General features: G+C 71.2%; 14 protein-coding genes and 1 pseudogene. 8 read left to right on the top strand and 7 right to left on the bottom strand.

Annotated elements, in window-relative coordinates:
- Positions 1 to 119: 119 nt before the first annotated feature.
- A complete protein-coding gene (locus D8896_RS12245) occupies positions 120 to 776 on the top strand; it encodes a 4-vinyl reductase (RefSeq protein WP_205596822.1) in 657 nt (218 codons plus the stop codon).
- A gap of 63 nt (positions 777 to 839) precedes the next feature.
- Here D8896_RS12245 and D8896_RS12240 read toward each other — a convergent pair whose 3' ends face one another.
- A complete protein-coding gene (locus tag D8896_RS12240) occupies positions 840 to 2,351 on the bottom strand; it encodes an aldehyde dehydrogenase family protein (protein WP_121822394.1) in 1,512 nt (503 codons plus the stop codon).
- A 219-nt stretch (positions 2,352 to 2,570) separates the two neighbouring features.
- Here D8896_RS12240 and D8896_RS12235 point away from each other — a divergent pair, with 219 nt between their 5' ends.
- Positions 2,571 to 3,224: a hypothetical protein gene (locus D8896_RS12235; protein WP_205596821.1), complete on the top strand. Its 654-nt coding sequence runs from the start codon at positions 2,571 to 2,573 to the stop codon at positions 3,222 to 3,224.
- Between the two features lie 45 nt (positions 3,225 to 3,269).
- Here D8896_RS12235 and D8896_RS12230 read toward each other — a convergent pair whose 3' ends face one another.
- From D8896_RS12230 to D8896_RS12215, 4 genes are all read right to left on the bottom strand, one after another.
- Positions 3,270 to 4,340, bottom strand: a complete 1,071-nt coding sequence (locus tag D8896_RS12230; protein WP_121822393.1) for an aminotransferase class I/II-fold pyridoxal phosphate-dependent enzyme — start codon at positions 4,338 to 4,340, stop codon at positions 3,270 to 3,272.
- Positions 4,341 to 4,401: 61 nt separating this feature from the next.
- On the bottom strand, positions 4,402 to 6,084 hold the full coding sequence (locus D8896_RS12225; protein WP_121822392.1) for an ABC1 kinase family protein: 1,683 nt from the start codon (positions 6,082 to 6,084) through the stop codon (positions 4,402 to 4,404).
- Between the two features lie 6 nt (positions 6,085 to 6,090).
- Complete coding sequence (locus D8896_RS12220) at positions 6,091 to 6,450, bottom strand: Hsp20/alpha crystallin family protein (RefSeq protein ID WP_121822391.1); 360 nt, start codon at positions 6,448 to 6,450, stop codon at positions 6,091 to 6,093.
- A 43-nt stretch (positions 6,451 to 6,493) separates the two neighbouring features.
- On the bottom strand, positions 6,494 to 7,264 hold the full coding sequence (locus tag D8896_RS12215; RefSeq protein WP_121822390.1) for a hypothetical protein: 771 nt from the start codon (positions 7,262 to 7,264) through the stop codon (positions 6,494 to 6,496).
- 119 nt (positions 7,265 to 7,383) lie between these two features.
- Between D8896_RS12215 and D8896_RS12210 the strand changes: the two genes are divergently transcribed.
- The 3 genes from D8896_RS12210 to D8896_RS12200 all read left to right on the top strand — a co-directional run bounded on the left by D8896_RS12210 (position 7,384) and on the right by D8896_RS12200 (position 12,265).
- Positions 7,384 to 8,997, top strand: a complete 1,614-nt coding sequence (locus tag D8896_RS12210; RefSeq protein ID WP_121822389.1) for an FG-GAP repeat protein — start codon at positions 7,384 to 7,386, stop codon at positions 8,995 to 8,997.
- 39 nt (positions 8,998 to 9,036) lie between these two features.
- The gene (locus D8896_RS12205) at positions 9,037 to 10,248 is read left to right on the top strand and encodes a molybdopterin molybdotransferase MoeA (RefSeq protein ID WP_121822388.1); all 1,212 of its coding nucleotides are present in this window, start codon (positions 9,037 to 9,039) and stop codon (positions 10,246 to 10,248) included.
- A gap of 67 nt (positions 10,249 to 10,315) precedes the next feature.
- Complete coding sequence (locus D8896_RS12200) at positions 10,316 to 12,265, top strand: molybdopterin biosynthesis protein (RefSeq protein ID WP_121822387.1); 1,950 nt, start codon at positions 10,316 to 10,318, stop codon at positions 12,263 to 12,265.
- Here the strand turns inward: D8896_RS12200 and D8896_RS12195 are convergent.
- The gene (locus D8896_RS12195) at positions 12,235 to 12,858 is read right to left on the bottom strand and encodes an HAD family hydrolase (RefSeq protein ID WP_121822386.1); all 624 of its coding nucleotides are present in this window, start codon (positions 12,856 to 12,858) and stop codon (positions 12,235 to 12,237) included. The two genes, D8896_RS12200 and D8896_RS12195, sit on opposite strands and share 31 nt — an antisense overlap.
- Positions 12,859 to 13,002: 144 nt before the next feature.
- Here D8896_RS12195 and D8896_RS12190 point away from each other — a divergent pair, with 144 nt between their 5' ends.
- From D8896_RS12190 to D8896_RS12180, 3 genes are all read left to right on the top strand, one after another.
- The gene (locus D8896_RS12190; protein ID WP_121822385.1) at positions 13,003 to 13,800 is read left to right on the top strand and encodes a helix-turn-helix transcriptional regulator; all 798 of its coding nucleotides are present in this window, start codon (positions 13,003 to 13,005) and stop codon (positions 13,798 to 13,800) included.
- Positions 13,801 to 13,850: 50 nt separating this feature from the next.
- Positions 13,851 to 15,326, top strand: coding sequence for an Hvo_1808 family surface protein (locus D8896_RS12185; protein ID WP_121822384.1), 1,476 nt, complete (start codon positions 13,851 to 13,853; stop codon positions 15,324 to 15,326).
- 118 nt (positions 15,327 to 15,444) lie between these two features.
- Entirely contained in the window at positions 15,445 to 15,987 is a 543-nt protein-coding gene (locus D8896_RS12180) for a thermonuclease family protein (RefSeq protein WP_121822383.1), read from the top strand.
- 29 nt (positions 15,988 to 16,016) lie between these two features.
- Here the strand turns inward: D8896_RS12180 and D8896_RS12175 are convergent.
- Positions 16,017 to 16,134 (bottom strand): annotated as a pseudogene (locus D8896_RS12175) (IS6 family transposase); the annotation flags it as partial.

Here is a 16,134-nt window from a genome sequence, read left to right as displayed (position 1 = left end):
GCCGCGTTCGCGACAGGGGACGATCCTGTCGCCTCCGTCGCCCGTCGGGCCGAACGGCGCTCCGAGCGCACGGGGAAGCCATAAGCCATTTTTGCTGAATGTGTCTCGTTGTGCTTACGATGGTGTTCGGGCGTTCGATATCCGGAGTCAGTGACACGATCAAACGGTTCGTCGGGGTCGACACCGACGACGGCGACGACGGCGTCGACGAGGTACCGACGGTGGCCGACCGGACCGGGTTCGAGGGCAACCTCGACGGGTCGGAGGTCATCGGGCGGAGTCCGATGTCGTACGTGGCGGCGAGCGAGTCCGTCACCGACTTCATGGGCAAGCAGACCAAGTCGAAGCTGGCGAACTACGGCATCGAGGAACTCGACCCTGACGAGTGGTATCCGCTGAAGGTGCCGCTCGCGATGCTGTACGACATGCGGGACGACTACGGGGAGAGCAGTATGCAGAACATGGGGCGACATATCCCCGAACACGTCGAGTTCCCCCCGGACATCGAGGGCGTCGAGGAGGCGCTGCGCTCGGTCGACCAGGCGTACCAGCACAATCACCGGGGAATCGACATCGGGTCCTACGAGTTCGAGAAAGTGAGCGAAAACGAGGGGAAGATGGTGTGTGAGAACCCGTACCCCTGCGAGTTCGACCAGGGGCTGCTCCGGGGCGTCGCCGAGCAGTTCACCGACAGCTTCGTCGACGTGGAGGAAGTCGGCGACGAATGCCGGGCCGAGGGCGGCCAGCGCTGTACGTACCGCGTCACGTGGACCTGAAGCCGCCGGCGTGTCACGCCGGCCGGCGACGTTCTTCCTCGATGGGCTTTCGCCCGTGTCGGGTCAGTACGGGTACTCCCGCGGCTCGCGCTGCACGGAGATCCACTTGAGTTCTGTCAGCGTCTCCAGGATCTGCTCGTCGTTGTACCGGCCGATCCCCGATGCACCGACGCCGCCGAAGGGGACGTGTGGCTCGTCGTTCAGCGGCTGGTCGTTGATGTGGACCATGCCGGTCTCCAGGTCGTCGGCCACGTCCCGGGCCCGGGACACGTCCGACGAGTGGACCGAGCCGGAGAGCCCGTACTCGGTGTCGTTGGCGAGTTCGACGGCCTCCGCGTCGCTCTCGAAGGGGATGACAGGCGCGACCGGCCCGAAGTGCTCGTTGCAGGCCGTCGGCATGTCGTTCGTGACGCCGGAGAGCACCGTCGGCTCGACGAACAGGCCGTCGTGGTCGCCCCCCGCCTCGACCGTCGCGCCCTGCGCGACCGACTCCTCGACGAAGCCGACGATCTTGTCGCGCTGGGACTCGTTGATCACCGGTCCGACGATGTTCCCCTCCTCCAGCGGGTCGCCGATCGGTAGCTGCTCGGCGCGGTCGGCCAGCCCCGCGACGTAGTCGTCGTACAGCGACTCGTGGACGAGGTGGCGGTTGATCGAGATGCACTCCTGGCCCTGGTGGGTAAAGGAGCCGAACGCGCCCGCGTCGACCGCCCGTTCGAGGTCCGCGTCGGACAGCACGATGTGGGCGTTGTTCCCGCCGAGTTCGAGCGCCGGTTCGGTGTACTCCCCGATCGCACGCTGGCCGACGCCGCGGCCGACCTCCGAGGAGCCGGTGAAGGACATCACCGACGGGACGGGGTGGCCCGAGAAGTGGTCGCCGATCGTGTGCCCGTAGCCGGGGACGACGTTGAACACGCCGTCGGGGAGGCCGGCCTCCTCGAACAGCGCCGCGAGCGCCAGCCCGCCCGTTATCGGCGTGTTCTCGTCGGGCTTGAGCACCACGCTGTTGCCGAGCGCGATGGCGGGTGCGACGACCCGGCTGGTGAGATACAGCGGGAAGTTCCACGGCGTGATGACGCCGACGACGCCCGCCGGCTCCCGCACGACGATGTTCTCCTTGCCCGGCGTCACCGACTCCTGGTGGCGGCCGGTCCGGCGCATCGCCAGGCCGGCACCGACCTCGATCGTCCCCTGTGCGAGTTCGGTCTCGAAGCCGGCCTTCAGGCCGACGCCGCCACACTCGACGGCGAACAGCGTCGCGAGGTCGTCGGCGTACTCGTCGATCAGACTCACGACCCGGTTCACGATCCCCGCACGCTCCTGTGGCGGGCGGTCGGCCCACGCCGCCTGGGCCTCGGCCGCGACCTCGTAGGCGTCGTCCACGTCGGCCTCGGTCGCCGACGGAACCGTCGTCAGGGTCGACCGCGTTGCGGGGTTCTCGACCTCGATCACGTCCCGGTCGCCGGCTGGTGCCCACTCGCCGTCGACGTACAGCGCGTTCCACCCGTCGTCCGGGGCGATGTCCAACTCGTCGATATCCGGCTCCTCGACGGAGTCGGTATCAACTGCTACCATGTACCCGGTGATTTGGCGTGTCGTCGGTTGTTACTGTTTCCCTTCTCGACACCACACGAAACCGCACGGGAACGTGTGATCGACCCCGGCGACGGCGAACGCGTTCCGGTGGCTGCGCTGGCCACCCTCGCCCGGAGCCGCCGAGCACCCGAAACCGCTCGGCCCCGTGTGCGTGGCCATAAGCCATTTTACTCGTATGTGTGTGTGTTTCTTCCCACGATGGTGTTCGGTCATTCAATATCCGGGGCGGGTAACAGGATCAAGCGAGCCGTCGGGCTCGGTGGCGACGAGCCGGATTCCGACGTGGACCTCCCGACGGTGGCCGACCGGACCGGGTTCGAGGGCGACCTCGACGGGGCCGAGGCGATCGGTCGCATCCCGATGTCACACGTCGCCGCGAGCGAGTCCGTCACCGAGTTCATGGGCAAACAGACCGAGCACAAACTCGCCAGCTACGGCGTCGAGGAGATAGACCCGGACGGGTGGTACCCGATACAGATCCCCCTCGACATGCTGTACGAACTCCGCGACGACTACGGGGAGAGCAGCATGCAGAACATGGGGAAACATATCCCCGAACACGTCGAGTTCCCGCCTGACATCGACGGCGTCGAGGAGGCACTGCACTCGATCGGCGAGGCGTACCAGCAGAACCACCGCGGTGGGGATGTCGGTTTCTACGAGTTCGAACGGGGAGACGGCGACGAGGGAGTGATGGCCTGTGAGAACCCGTACCCCTGCGAGTTCGATCAGGGACTGCTCCGGGGCGTCGCCGAGAAGTTCACGGACAGTTTCGTGACCGTCGAGGAAGTCGGCGACGGGTGCCGGAGCGACGGCGGCGGACGCTGTACGTACCGCGTCTCATGGGTGTGACCGCGACCGACGGACCGCCCGGCGCTGTCCCCGACCGGGAGCCGGTTACGCGTGCCGGGCGATACACCGGCCGACGCGGTCGAGTCCCTCGTCAAGTTCGTCCGCCGGCAGTCCGAACCCGATCCGGAAGCGGTCGGGGTAACCGAACAGGTCGCCGGGCGCGAGCACGACGCTCTCCGTCTCGACGACTGCGGTACAGAAGTCCCGGGCGTCGTCGAACCCGTCGGGGGTCGTCAGGAACCCGTTGACGCCGACGGGGTCGTGCCAGTCGAGGCCGTAGTCGTCGGCGAACGCCGCGACCCGCTCCCGGTTCCGCGCGGCGTGGTCGCGGTTCTCGCGGAGGATCTCCGATTCCTGCTCGCCGAGCGCCTGTCGGGCGACGTGCTGGCCGAACGTGGAGGGCGAGATGGTGGTGTAATCCTTCCAGTTCCACGCCGTTTCGACCAGTTCCTCGGGCAGCACCGCCCAGCCAAAGCGAAGGCCGGCGAGCCCGTGGGCCTTCGTCACGCTCGACGTGCTGATCCCCCGCGGCCCCATGCTGGCGACGGGCGGGAGCGGATCCTCGGCCAGCTGCCGGTACACCTCGTCGCAGAGCAGATACGCGTCCGCGTCGGCCGCGATGTCGTACAGCGCCCGGACCGTCGCCTCGGGGTGGTAGCGCCCCGTCGGGTTGTTCGGGTTGTTGACGACGACCACCTCGGTCTCGGGCCGGATGGCGTCGGCCACGGCGTCCGGATCGAGTTCCCAGTCCGGCGGCGACAGCGGGACGCGCGTCACGTCACAGAGCGCCTCGGGGACGCTGTGGAGCGCCTGATACGTCGGCGTGACGACGACGGCGTGGTCGCCCTCGTCGAGCAGCGAGAGGAATGCGAGGAAGTTCGCCTCCTGCGCGCCGCAGGTGAACAGCACCTCGTCGGCGTCTCTGCCGTAGCGGTCGGCCACCTCCGCCCGGAGGTCGGGGTCGCCGTTCGTGGGGATGACGTAGCCAAGTTCCCCCGGGTCGGTGTCGAACCGGTCGGCGTCGAGACTGCGGATCCCGCTCTCGGCGAGCATGATGTCGGCCTCGTGTTCGTGCTCCGCGAACCAGCGCTCCAGTCCGAACTCCGCGATCTCCATGGCGGGGTGGTCGGTCGGATCGGTCTTAGGCGGCGGGGTTCGCGTGCGAAGGTCGGCCGGGTCAGTCGCCTTCGCTCCCGCGCTGTTGCTGTTTCAGGTTCTGCCGGGTGAACTGCGGCGTCGCTCGGAGCCCCTTCCGGGAGCGGAAGGACCGGTACAGCAGGACAGCCATAATCAGGGAGAACCCCGCCGCCACAGCCGTCGACTGGACCGTCGCGAAGGAGTACAGCAGCGCGGTCGAGAGCACGCCGGCGGTCAGCAACAGGCCGTAGATGAGCCGCTTGGCGAGTTTGTCGAACACGCCCTCGTCGTCCTCGAAGCCGGCCCGGACGTGGAAGTTCTCGCGGTCGATCCGGTCCAGCGCGCGCTCTATCTTCGGCGGGGACCGCACCGTCGACTGCACCGACTCCTGGACCTGGTCGCTCGCGCCCTCGAGGAACTGCCGGATGCTCTCCTCGCGGTAGCCCTGCTCGGTGAGGTAGTCGGTGGCGATGGCGATGAAGTCGAACTCGGGGTCCAGCGTCACGCAGACGCCCTCGACGACCGTCGCGACCCGGAGCACCAGCGCGAGGTTCTTCGGCAGGCGGAACGGGAACTCGTAGATGGAGTCCTCGATCTGGCCGACGATCTGCTGGACGCGGTACTGCTCGATGTCGTCGCCGCGCACGTCCTGGATGGCCAGTTCCATCACCTCGCCCATCACCTGCCGGTCGGCCTCGGGCGACAGCGTGCCGATCTCGACGAGAGCGTCGAGAATGCCGTCGATGTCCTGGTTGGCGACGGCGATGTAGAAGTCGACGATCTTCTCCTGAATGTAGTCGTCGACGCGGCCGCTCATCCCGAAGTCGTAGAAGATGATCTGCCCCTGGTCGGTCACCGCGAGGTTGCCGGGGTGGGGGTCGGCGTGGAACACGCCGTCCTCGATGATCATCTGGAGGTACGCCCGCTGGAGGTTCTCGGCGAGTTCAGTGCGGTCGATGTCCCGCGCTTCCAGTTCGTCCAGGTCGTTTATCTTCGTCCCCGGCCGGTACTCCATCGTCAGCACGCGCGGGCCGGACCGGCTCTCGACGACCGGCGGGATGACGATGCTGTCGTCGTCGGCGAAGTTGCCGCGGATCTCCCGGAGCATCTCCGCCTCGCGCTCGTAGTCCATCTCCTCCCGGATCGTCTTGGCGAACTCGTCGGCGAGGTTCTCCAGCGAGAACGACCGGGAGTCGTCGATGAAAAAGAGGAGGATCGGCAGCGACCAGCGGAGCACCTGCAGGTCGGCCTCGACCAGCGACTCGATGTCGGGCCGCCGGACCTTCACCGCGACCGGGTCGTCGTCGACCTTCGCGGTGTACACCTGTCCGAGGCTCGCGCCGCTTATCGGCTCGCGGTCGAAGTCGTCGAACGCCTCGTCGACGGGGCCCAGCTCCTCCTCGATCACGACCCGCGCCCGGTCCCAGTCCGCCGGCGGCACCTCGTCCTGTAGCTGTGAGAGGATCTCGATGTACTCCGGGGGGAGGATGTCGGGGCGGGTCGACAGCAGCTGGCCGAGCTTGATGAACGTGGGCCCGAGGGTGAGCAGCGAGTCAAGCAGGCGGTTCGCGCGGCGGCGACGCGTCTCGGCGTCGACCCGGCGACGGCCGCCGAAAAACAGGAAGCGGCGGCGGTCCCGAGCGTACGCGACGAGCAGGGGCAGGAACTGGCGCGCGACGACGATAAACCGCCAGTACGCCCGAAGGTTGACCAGGCTCACCACCCCGCGCTACGCCTCGGTGATCTCGATCGTCGCCTCGGTGGCACCGGTGCCCCGCTTGGGCAGTCGGAGTTCGAGCACGCCGCGGTCGACCGTCGCCGCCGCGCCGTCGTCGGTGGCGTCCGGCGGCAGCGGCAGGTCGGCGTCGAGAAACAGGGACCGTTCCTCCGTGTGGTAGCGGTACTCTGTGGGGATATCCTTCTCGCGCCGCGCCTCGATCCGTAATCTCGCCCCGTCGACGGCCACGTCGACGGTGTCCGCCGTGACCCCGGGCAGGTCGACGACGAGCAGGTACGCGTCGTCGCTCTCCAGGAGGTCAGCGAACACGGCGTCGGGCAGGTCGCGCAGGGAATCACGCAGCGCTGACATGGATGCGGATAAGGATTCAGGGGCGAAAAAGCCCGCGGTCGGCCTACAGCGCCGGAAGCAGGACCAGCGCCACCGCGAGCGCGAGCGCCGCGCCGACGACCCGGTAGAGCGCCGGGGTCGCGAGGCTCCGCACCGCCGCGCGCTCGTCACCGTCCGTGATCCGGAACAGCGGCGCGGAGCCGTCCCGGACGACGGCGTTGACCGCCCCCGCGGCGTTGGACCAGGACCGGTACTCACCCGTTCCGTAGACGTGAACCGCGTCGCCGGGGTCGACGCGGCGCTCGACGTACTTGCGGTCGTTGCCGGCCTTCAGTTCGATCACCCGGAGGTCCCACGTCTTCTCCTCGGAGTCGACGTCGGGCGTCTCCTCGATCCAGCGGGCGATCCGCTCGGGCGGCCGGTCGCCGCCGTCGACGCGGGTGACGTGCTCGTCGAGCGCCAGCGTCGCCCCCGCCGGTTCGACCAGCAGGCGGCCCGTGCCGTCCGAGACGGCGAAGGGGACGGAGCCGCCGCCCTGCTTGATGCTGTTCCAGCTACTCGACTGGCCCGAGGACTGCAGTTCAAGCACCTCGTACTCGCAGACGAGACACTCCTCGCCGGAGAACGGCGCGACCAGCGACCGCTCGTGGCGCTCCGCGGTTCCCTCCACCTCGACCGTCCCGTGCTCGTCGGCGGCCGAGCCGACGGGGATCGGCTCGTTCGCGTGGACGCGGTAGGCACGCAGTCCGTGGCGGCCGGCGTCGAGCAGGAGCACGACGCCGACGAGGGCGAGACCGGCGGACAGGTGCGTCAGGAACGAGAGGCCGGCGGGCATGGCACCCGGTTCCGACGCCCGGACGGTAAGCGTTGGGCCCCACAGCGGGGCCGGTAAACGCTCCTTACCGCCGCTTGTCCGGCCGATAACAAAGCGGCGGCGCGGGATTGCTCGGGACGATGCACGCACGAACGGCCACAGCGGCGGTCGGCGCGCTCGCCGCCCTGCTGGTCGCCGTGGCCGGCGCAGCGGCGGCCCCGGCGGCGGTCGGCGCGCAAGAGGCGAACGAGAGCGGGAACGACACGGCGCTCTCGCCACACGCGACCGTGAGCGGCGGCCCGGCCGTCGGCGAGTCCGTCGCCGGCGGCGACGCGGACGGCGACGGGACCGGCGACGTGGCGGTCGGCCAGCCCTTCGCCGACGGGGCGGGCGGCAACGCCGGGGCCGCGTACCTCTTCTACGGCCCCGTCGAGCGCGGCGAGTACGGCACCGACGACGCCGACGTGACGGTCACGGGGGCCGACGGCGGCGAGTGGACCGGCTACGACGTTGCACTGGCGGACCTGAACGGCGACGGCGTCGACGACCTGGTCGTGAGCGCCCCGCTCCGTGGCCCGGGGTGCGTGTACGTGTTCTACGGCGGGCCGTCGCTGTCGGGGACGCTCACGCCCGCCGACGCCGACGCCGTGATCGCCGGGCAGGGCGACGAGCAGTTCGGGCTCTCGGTCGCGCCGGTCGAGAACGGCGGCGACGGCGGGGGCGCTGACGGCGGCGCGGGCCTGATCGTCGGCGCGCCGCGGAGCGACACCGGCGCGACGGACGCCGGCGCAGCCTACTACTTCGCCGACCTCCCCGCGGACGGTACCACGGCCGACGCGGATCTGGCGCTCGTCGGGGCGGCCGAGGGCGGGCGCGCCGGCTGGGACGTCGCCGGCGGCGACGCGGACGGCGACGGGACGGCGGAGCTGTTCGTCGGCGCGCGGGACGTGGGGCCGTCGTCGGCCGGCGCGGTGTACGGCGTCGCCGCCGACCGAACCGGCCCCGTCTCGCTCGCGGACGCTGACGCGACGATCGTCGGGGCCGAACCGGGCGACAGGGCCGGCTCGACCGTCGCGCTCGCCGACCGGAACGGCTCGGCCGCCGTGGTCGTCGGCGCGCCGACCGCGAGCGCGAACGGGAGCGACTCGGGGGCCGTGTACGTCGTGCCGCCCGCGGACGCCGACCTCTCGGCGGTCGACCCCGCCTTCGTCGGGGGGCCGGGCGAGCGCGCCGGCTGGGACGCGACCGCCGGCGACCTGACCTGCGACGGACAGGTCGACCTGCTCGTCGGCGCGCCGTACGCCGACGGGAACGCGGGGGCGACGTACCTCGTCCCGGCCGACGGGGACCCCGCGCGGGTGCTGACCGGCGAGAGCGGGGGTGACCTCTCCGGCTACCGCGTCGGCCTCGCGGCGAACGCGACGGGCGACGGGACGCTGGACGCGCTGGTCGGCGCGCCACACGAGAACACGACCGGCGTCAGCGGCTCCGCGACGCTGCTGGCCGGCGACTGCGCGGTCGAGACGCCGCCGGCGTCACCGAACGGGACGGACGGCGGGACGACCACCGCGGCCGAGGGAACTGACGCGACGGCGGGCACCGATGCGGCCTCGGAAACCGCCGGTAGCGACGCAAGCGAGACCACGGGGACGGCGGACGACGGGAACCGGTCGCTCGTCCCCGGCGGGACCGTCGCCGCCGTCGCGGTGGGGCTGGCCGTCGCCGCGCTGGCGCTGTGGCGCTACCGCCCCTGACCGCCGTAGCTTTTCCCGCACCGACCCGAAGGGGCAGGTATGAGCGATCTCACCGAGGCCGGGTTCAAGGACCGCACCCGGCTCGACGAGGCACGGGCGACCCTCCGGGACGCCGTCGCTGGGACCGACCGCACCGAGCAGGTCCCGCTGACGGCGGCCGACGGGCGGGTCGTCGCCGAGCGCGTGACGGCCGAGCGCCCGGTGCCCCACTACCGGCGGGCGGCGATGGACGGCTACGCGGTGCGTGCCGCCGACACCTTCGGCGCGAGCGACCGCTCCCCGGCGCTGCTCCGGGCCGGCGACGCGGTGGGGCCGGAGCGGGCGACGCGCGTCCACACCGGGAGCGAACTGCCCGACGGTGCCGACGCCGTCGTCATGGTCGAACGGGTCGAGCAGGTCGGCGACGACCTCGAAGTGTTCGACGCGGTGGCCGAGGGCGAGAACGTCGCGCCGGTCGGCGAGGACGTGAGCGAGGGCGAGACGCTGTACGAGCCGGGCCACCGGCTCCGGCCGTCCGACCTGGGCATGCTGAAGTCCGTCGGCGTCGACGAGGTGGCCGTCTACGACCGGCCGACCGTCGGCGTGGTCCCGACCGGCGAGGAACTCGTCCAGCGCGACCCCGCCCCCGGCGAGGTGGTCGAGACGAACGGGCTGACGGCCTCCCGGTACGTCGAGCGCTGGGGCGGCCGCGCCACGTACCGCAACGTCGTGACGGACGACCGGGAGGCCCTGCGCGCGGCGGTCCAGCGCGACCTGACGAAGGACCTCGTGGTCACGACCGGCGGCTCCTCCGTCGGCGAGCGCGACCTGATCCCGGAAGTCGTCGACGACCTCGGGGAGGTGCTGGTCCACGGCGTCGCGGTGAAGCCCGGCCATCCCGTCGCGCTCGGCGTCGTCGCGGACACCCCCGTGCTGATGCTCCCGGGCTACCCCGTCGCCTGCATCGTCAACGCCGTGCAGTTCCTCCGGCCGGCGCTGAAGTGGGCGGGCAACATGCCGCTCCGGGACCCCCCGACCGTCGAGGCGCGGCTCGACCGGAAGGTCCCGAGCGAGCCGGGCACCCGGACGTTCGCCCGGGTCCGGCTGACGGACGAGGACGGCGAGCGCGTCGCCGTCCCGACCCGAGCGAGCGGGGCGGGCGTCCTCTCCAGCGTCGCGCTGGCCGACGGCTGGGTCGAGATCCCGGACGACAGCGAGGGCGTCGCCGCCGGCGAGACCGTCGCCGTGCAGGACTGGGAGTGGTCGGCATGACTTCCGTCAGACGCTTCCCCTGCGGGACTGCGACTGACGACATCACCCTCACCACGGAGGGGTTCGCGTGACGGAGCGCAAGGAGTTCCGCGACCTCGCGCCGCCCGCCGAGGCCCGCGAGGCGATCGCGTCGCTGGACCTGGCCCCGGACCCCGAGTCGGTCCCCATCGACGATGCCGGCGGTCGCGTCCTCGCCGAGCGGGTCGACGCCGGCCTCGACGTGCCGGGGTTCGACCGCGCGTCGCTGGACGGCTACGCGCTCCGCGCCCGGGACACGTTCGGCGCGGACGAGGCCGACCCCGCGCGCCTCGACCTGGTCGGCGCGGTCCACGCCGGCGAGGAGCCGACCGTGGAGGTGGGCGACGGCGAGGCCGTGGAGATCTCGACCGGCGCGGTGATGCCCCCCGGGGCGGACGCGATGGTGATGATGGAGCAAACTGACCGCGTCGAGCCACGCTCGACGGACGGCGCGAGCGGCGAGGCCGCGAGCGAGGAAGATGGGGAAGTGCTCGTCCGCACCTCGGTCGCGCCCGGCGACAATGTGATGCTCGCGGGGGCGGACGTGGCAGCCGGCGAGCGCGCGCTCGGCCCCGGCACCCGCCTCACGGCCCGCGAGATCGGCCTGCTGTCGGCGCTGGGCGTCGGCGAGGTGCCCGTTCGGGGCAAGCCGCGGGTCGGCATCGTCTCGACGGGCGACGAGCTGGTGCGCCCGGGCGAGGAGTTGCACAGCGAACGCGGCCAGATCCACGACGTGAACTCCTACGCCGTCGCCAGCGCCGTCGAGGAGGCCGGCGGCGAGGCCGTCACCTACCCGCACGCCGGCGACGACCGGGCGGAGATGGAGCGGGTGCTTACGACCGCCGCCGAGGAGTGCGACCTGGTGCTGTCGTCGGGGTCGACGAGCGCCAGCGCCGTCGACGTGGTGTACGACGTGGTCGAGGACCGCGGCGAGCTGTTGCTCCACGGCGTCGCGGTCAAGCCGGGGAAGCCGATGCTGGTCGGACGGATGGAGGGTTCGGCCTACGTCGGCCTGCCGGGCTACCCCGTCTCCGCGCTCACCATCTTCCGGACGTTCGTCGCGCCGGCGGTCCGCGAGGCGGCCGGCCTCCCCGAACCGCGGACGGCGACGGTCGAGGGCCGAATGGCCCGGCAGGAGCGGTACGCGGAGGGCCGCCTGCGGTACATGCCGGTCGGCCTCGTCACGGACGGCGACGGGGGGACGCTCGTCTACCCCGTCGACAAGGGCAGCGGCGCGACGACCAGCCTCGTGGAGGCCGACGGCGTCGTCGCGGTCGACCCCGACACGGACTACCTCGCAGCGGACGAAAGCGTCACCGTCGAACTGTTCTCGCCCGAGGTCCGGCCGCCGTCGCTGTTCGGCGTCGGCGAGGACGACCCGCTCCTGTCGCGCCTGCTCGACGGCGTGGCGAACCCCCGGTACCTCTCGGTCGGGAGCCGGGGGGGCCTGCGCCGTCTGCGCGACGGGACGCCGGACGTGGCCGTGACCGCGGGGCCGGTCGAGCGCGACGTGGACGCCGCCTCGCTCGGCGAATGGACCCGCGAGTGGGGGCTGGTCGTGCCGGCGGGGAACCCCGAGGGGGTCGAGGGGGTCGCCGACCTGGTCGACCGCGACCTGCGGCTCGTCAACCGGACGACCGACTCCGGGCTGCGGACCAGCCTCGGGAACGCGGTCGCGGCGCTGGCCGACGAGCGCGGCGTCGACCGGCGGGACCTCGTCGATGCCATCGACGGCTTCGACCTGGCGGTCCGCGCGGTCGAGAGTCCCGCCCGGAAGGTCGCGGCCGGGCAGGCCGACGCGGGCGTGGGGCTCCGGGCGACCGCGGCGACGCTCGGGCTCGGCTTCGTCCCGGTCGGCGAGCAGACGGTGCGCGTGCACGGGAACCCGGACCGGGCGGAGAAGGCAGGGGTGGCGGAGCTACGCGAGGCGCTGTCGGGCGTTCCGGAACTCGCCGCGGACCTGCCCGGCTACAGCTCCGCGAACGACGAGACGCGGTAGTCACCCAGCACGCACCGCCCCTGGAGGTCTGGGTCGTGGCGCTCGACGTGGATCCCGTCGAGACCGGCGTTCCACGCCGCGCCCACGTCGCAGGGGGCGTCGCCCGCAAGCGCGCCGCGGTGGCCGTTGTGTGCAACCTGCATCTCCCGTTTCGCTCGGTCGACCGGCGCGGGGTCGGGCTTCCAGCCGACCTCCTCCGAGCAGCAGACGATCGTCTCGAACCAGTCGCGGATGTCGAGGGTGTCGAACACCACGTCGGCGACGGGCTGGGGGCAGTGGGTGACGATCCCCGAGGGCGCGTCGACCTCCGCGACCCGTGTGGCGTCGTCGTAGAGGTACGTCGCCTCGGCGCGGGCGACGGGGTCATCCACCTCGTCGAACGTCTCCCAGAACGACCGGATCGAGAGGCCGTCCGGCAGGAGCGCGGACCGGTGGTCGTCCGTCCCGTGCCAGACGAGGTAGCGCTCGTCGTCGGTAAAGGAGAGACCGAGGCGGTCCTCGACCTCGGAGAGGGTCTCGTGGCGGTAGGCCGACTCGACGTCGACGAGCGTCCCGTCGAGGTCGAACAGCCAGTAGTCGTACTCCGGGACCATAGGGCCAGTCACTACGCCTCGGGTCCGAATAAGTATTCCCCTCCTACGGTCCCGCCAACCGCGGGTCTCGACCCGCCGCTGGGCCGACGGACCGCCGCGCACGGTCAGCTTTAACATCGCTCGGTCCCGGGCAATAGCAGAACGATGGATCCGGACACCGACCCGACCCGCTTCCTCTCGGTCCTCGACGGCCGGGGCGACGTGCTCGACTCGCTCCGGGAGGATCCGAAGGGGAAGCGGGAGCTGGAATCCCAGCTTGGGGTTTCCCGGTCGACGGTCGACCGGGCCGTCCGCGAGCTGGAAGCCGAAGGGCTGGTCGCACGCGCCGGTGACGGGTACGACCTCACGGCGGCCGGCCGGCTCCTCGTCCGCGAGTACCGGCAGTTCGAGCGGACGGCCGCAACGATCGCCAGGCTCGACCCGTTCCTCAGGTGGCTGCCGGCGGAGGAGTTCGACGTGAACCCGCGGTGGCTGACGGAGGCCGACCTCCACACGCCCGAGGAGGGGGACCCCTACGCGATGATCAACCGTCACGTGGCGGCGATCGCCGACTGCGACCGGTTCCGCGGGATGCTGCCGCTGGTCGGCCTCCACGCCCACGAGACCGTCCACGAGCGCGTCGTCGAGGACGGGGCGACCGTCGACATGCTGCTCGAATCGGCGGCGCTGGAGACGATGCAGTCGCCGGCGTACCGGCCGAAAGCCGCCGAACTCATCGAACTGGACCGGTACGACGTCCGCGTCACCGACGAGCCGGTCCCCTACTTCCTCGGGGTGTTCGACGGGGAGCGCGTTCAGATCGGCGTCGACGCGGACGGCGAACCGCGGGCGCTGCTGGAGTCCGACGACGACCGTGTCGTCGAGTGGGCCGAGGCGAAACTGGCGGACCGCCGGGCGGCCGCAACGCCGGTCCCGCCCGCAGAATTCGAATCGGACGACTGACCGCTCGGCGGGCCGACCATTTTTGCGACCGGAGCCGCTAGAGCGGACGAATGCGTTCCCTCCGCCCGCTCGTGCTTGTCGCGCTGCTGGTTCTCGCCGGGTGTACGGCACCGGCAACGCCCGGAGCCGACCGAACCGCGACGACGGCCGCGCAGGCCCAGCCGACAGACGGGGAGCCTGCCCCGACCGACGGCGAACCGAACGGGACGACGGCCGCCGCGTCCGACCGAACCGAGGACGTGCAGGGCTGGGAGGACGGCTACTGGTACAACGACACGCTGTCAGTGAACGCGAGCGACGGCCTGACCGACGCGGAGCTCGACGCCGTCGTGGCGCGGTCGATGGCCCGGGTCGAGCGCGTCCGCGGGGTGGAGTTCGACAGCGATGTGCCCGTCAGCGTCATCAGCCGGGCCGAGTACCGCAACGACACCGCCGCGACGGGCACGGGCGGCGGGGCGTTCGCGAACGTCCGGAACCGCGCGCTGTTTCTCGTGGGCGACGACGCGGACGCCGCGGACGTGGCCCAGGAGAACCGGGCGTCCGCGGTGCTTGGCTACTACGACATCCGCGACGACCGGATCGTGCTCGTCTCCGACAGTGAGCAGCCCCGGGTCGACGAGATAACGCTCGCACAGGAGCTGTACCACGCCTACCAGTTCCGCTACGGCAACGCGGTCGAACCCCGGATCCCCCCGACCGCGTCCGACGACCGCGTGGCCGCGCTCCTGTCGCTGATCGAGGGCGACGCGAACCTCGTCGACGAGCGGTACGCCGCCCGCTGCGAGGCCGAGTGGGACTGCCTCCGGCCACGCGACGACGGCGGGGACGGCAACGCGTCGACCGCCGGCATCCACATGGGGCTGTACATCCACTCCTACTTCCCGTACGCCGAGGGACAGGCGTACGTCGAATCCGTCCGCGAGCGGGCCGGCTGGGAAGGCGTCTCCGACCTGTACGCCGACCCGCCGACGAGTACTGCGGCGGTGATCCACGGCGGCACCGAGGAACCGATCCCGCTCTCCCTCCCCGACCGGAGCACCGCCGACTGGGAGCGCGTCGGGGGGGCCGCCGGGTCGCAGTCGACGACGCTCGGCGAGCGCGGCCTCGCCACCATGTTCGCGTACACGCTGTACGACGACCGCGACGGCGCGGTGATCGACCGGGCGGCGTTCGTCCGGTCCGAAAACGGCAGCCAGCGACTCGACTACGACATCAACTACTCGAACGGCTGGGGCAACGACCGCCTGTACGCCTACGAGAACGGCGACAGGACGGGCTACGTCTGGCGGATCCGGTGGGACGACGTCGCCAACGCCACGGAGTTCGTCGACGGGTACGAGAAGCTGCTCGCATACCACGGCGCAGAGCGCCGCGACGGGCGGTGGGTCATCGACGACGGTCCCTTCGCCGCCAACTACTACGTCGAGCGCGAGGACGAGGCCGTGACGCTCGTCAGCGCGCCGTCGAAACGCGGGGTCGTGGAACTGTACCCCGCCGCCACCGCGGCGTTGTCCTCGGCGGACTGAGCCGGGGGTGGTCGTACGTCGGGAAGCGCGGTCGGCCGACGACCGCCAGCCATCGGACCGTCGTCCGACAGCAGGTGTCACCGGAACGCCCTTGTGGCCCCGCGCGCAGGCACCCGGCATGCGACGCGCGCTCGCGGCGTGTCTGCTCGTCCTCGCCCTCGCCGGCTGTCTCGGGGCGATCACGGACGACGGAAGCCGGACGACCGAACGGATCGAGGTGACCGTCGTCGAGGTGACCGACGGCGACACCGTCGAGGTGGCGTACCCCAACGGAACCCGGGAGACGGTGCGCCTGCTCGGCGTCGACACGCCCGAGGTCCACGTCGAGAACGACCCGGCCGAGTACGAGGGCGTCCCGGACACCGAGGCCGGGCGAGCCTGCCTGCGGGAGTGGGGGAACCGCTCGTCGGCGTTCGCGCGCTCCGAGCTGGCGGGCGAGGAGGTGACGCTCGTGTTCGACGACGAAGCGGACCGCCGGGGCGGCTACGGACGCCTGCTCGCCTACGTCGACTACGACGGCGGGCGGTTCAACCGGGCGCTGGTCGAGCAGGGGTACGCCCGGCTCTACGACACGACGTTCGCCGACCGGGACGACTACGCCGCGGCGGAGGAACGCGCCCGCGAGAACGACACCGGGCTGTGGACCTGCGCGGATCCGTAATAGCGTCGGGTCCCCGTCAGCGGTAGTGTTCAGATAAGCTGATTCCATGCGAAGCTGAACGCTCTGAGCCAGTTGTTGGCGGTGTCTGCGTCGGCGTTGCTGAAACAGTTTGAGAACGAAGAGGTTCGTCGTTTTACTTCACGAAAG

It is taken from the genome of Halostella salina (assembly GCF_003675855.1).
GTDB classification, from domain to species: domain Archaea; phylum Halobacteriota; class Halobacteria; order Halobacteriales; family Natronoarchaeaceae; genus Halostella; species Halostella salina.
This window is presented reverse-complemented; position numbering and strand designations above follow the sequence as displayed.

What these genes read in the sequence shown, in the direction of transcription:
- D8896_RS12245 (WP_205596822.1), top strand. Translation starts at nt 120, where the DNA reads ATGGTGTTCGGGCGTTCGATATCCGGAGTCAGTGACACGATCAAACGG.
- D8896_RS12240 (WP_121822394.1), bottom strand. Translation starts at nt 2,351, where the DNA reads ATGGTAGCAGTTGATACCGACTCCGTCGAGGAGCCGGATATCGACGAG.
- D8896_RS12235 (WP_205596821.1), top strand. Translation starts at nt 2,571, where the DNA reads ATGGTGTTCGGTCATTCAATATCCGGGGCGGGTAACAGGATCAAGCGA.
- D8896_RS12230 (WP_121822393.1), bottom strand. Translation starts at nt 4,340, where the DNA reads ATGGAGATCGCGGAGTTCGGACTGGAGCGCTGGTTCGCGGAGCACGAA.
- D8896_RS12220 (WP_121822391.1), bottom strand. Translation starts at nt 6,450, where the DNA reads ATGTCAGCGCTGCGTGATTCCCTGCGCGACCTGCCCGACGCCGTGTTC.
- D8896_RS12215 (WP_121822390.1), bottom strand. Translation starts at nt 7,264, where the DNA reads ATGCCCGCCGGCCTCTCGTTCCTGACGCACCTGTCCGCCGGTCTCGCC.
- D8896_RS12210 (WP_121822389.1), top strand. Translation starts at nt 7,384, where the DNA reads ATGCACGCACGAACGGCCACAGCGGCGGTCGGCGCGCTCGCCGCCCTG.
- D8896_RS12205 (WP_121822388.1), top strand. Translation starts at nt 9,037, where the DNA reads ATGAGCGATCTCACCGAGGCCGGGTTCAAGGACCGCACCCGGCTCGAC.
- D8896_RS12195 (WP_121822386.1), bottom strand. Translation starts at nt 12,858, where the DNA reads ATGGTCCCGGAGTACGACTACTGGCTGTTCGACCTCGACGGGACGCTC.
- D8896_RS12190 (WP_121822385.1), top strand. Translation starts at nt 13,003, where the DNA reads ATGGATCCGGACACCGACCCGACCCGCTTCCTCTCGGTCCTCGACGGC.
- D8896_RS12185 (WP_121822384.1), top strand. Translation starts at nt 13,851, where the DNA reads ATGCGTTCCCTCCGCCCGCTCGTGCTTGTCGCGCTGCTGGTTCTCGCC.
- D8896_RS12180 (WP_121822383.1), top strand. Translation starts at nt 15,445, where the DNA reads ATGCGACGCGCGCTCGCGGCGTGTCTGCTCGTCCTCGCCCTCGCCGGC.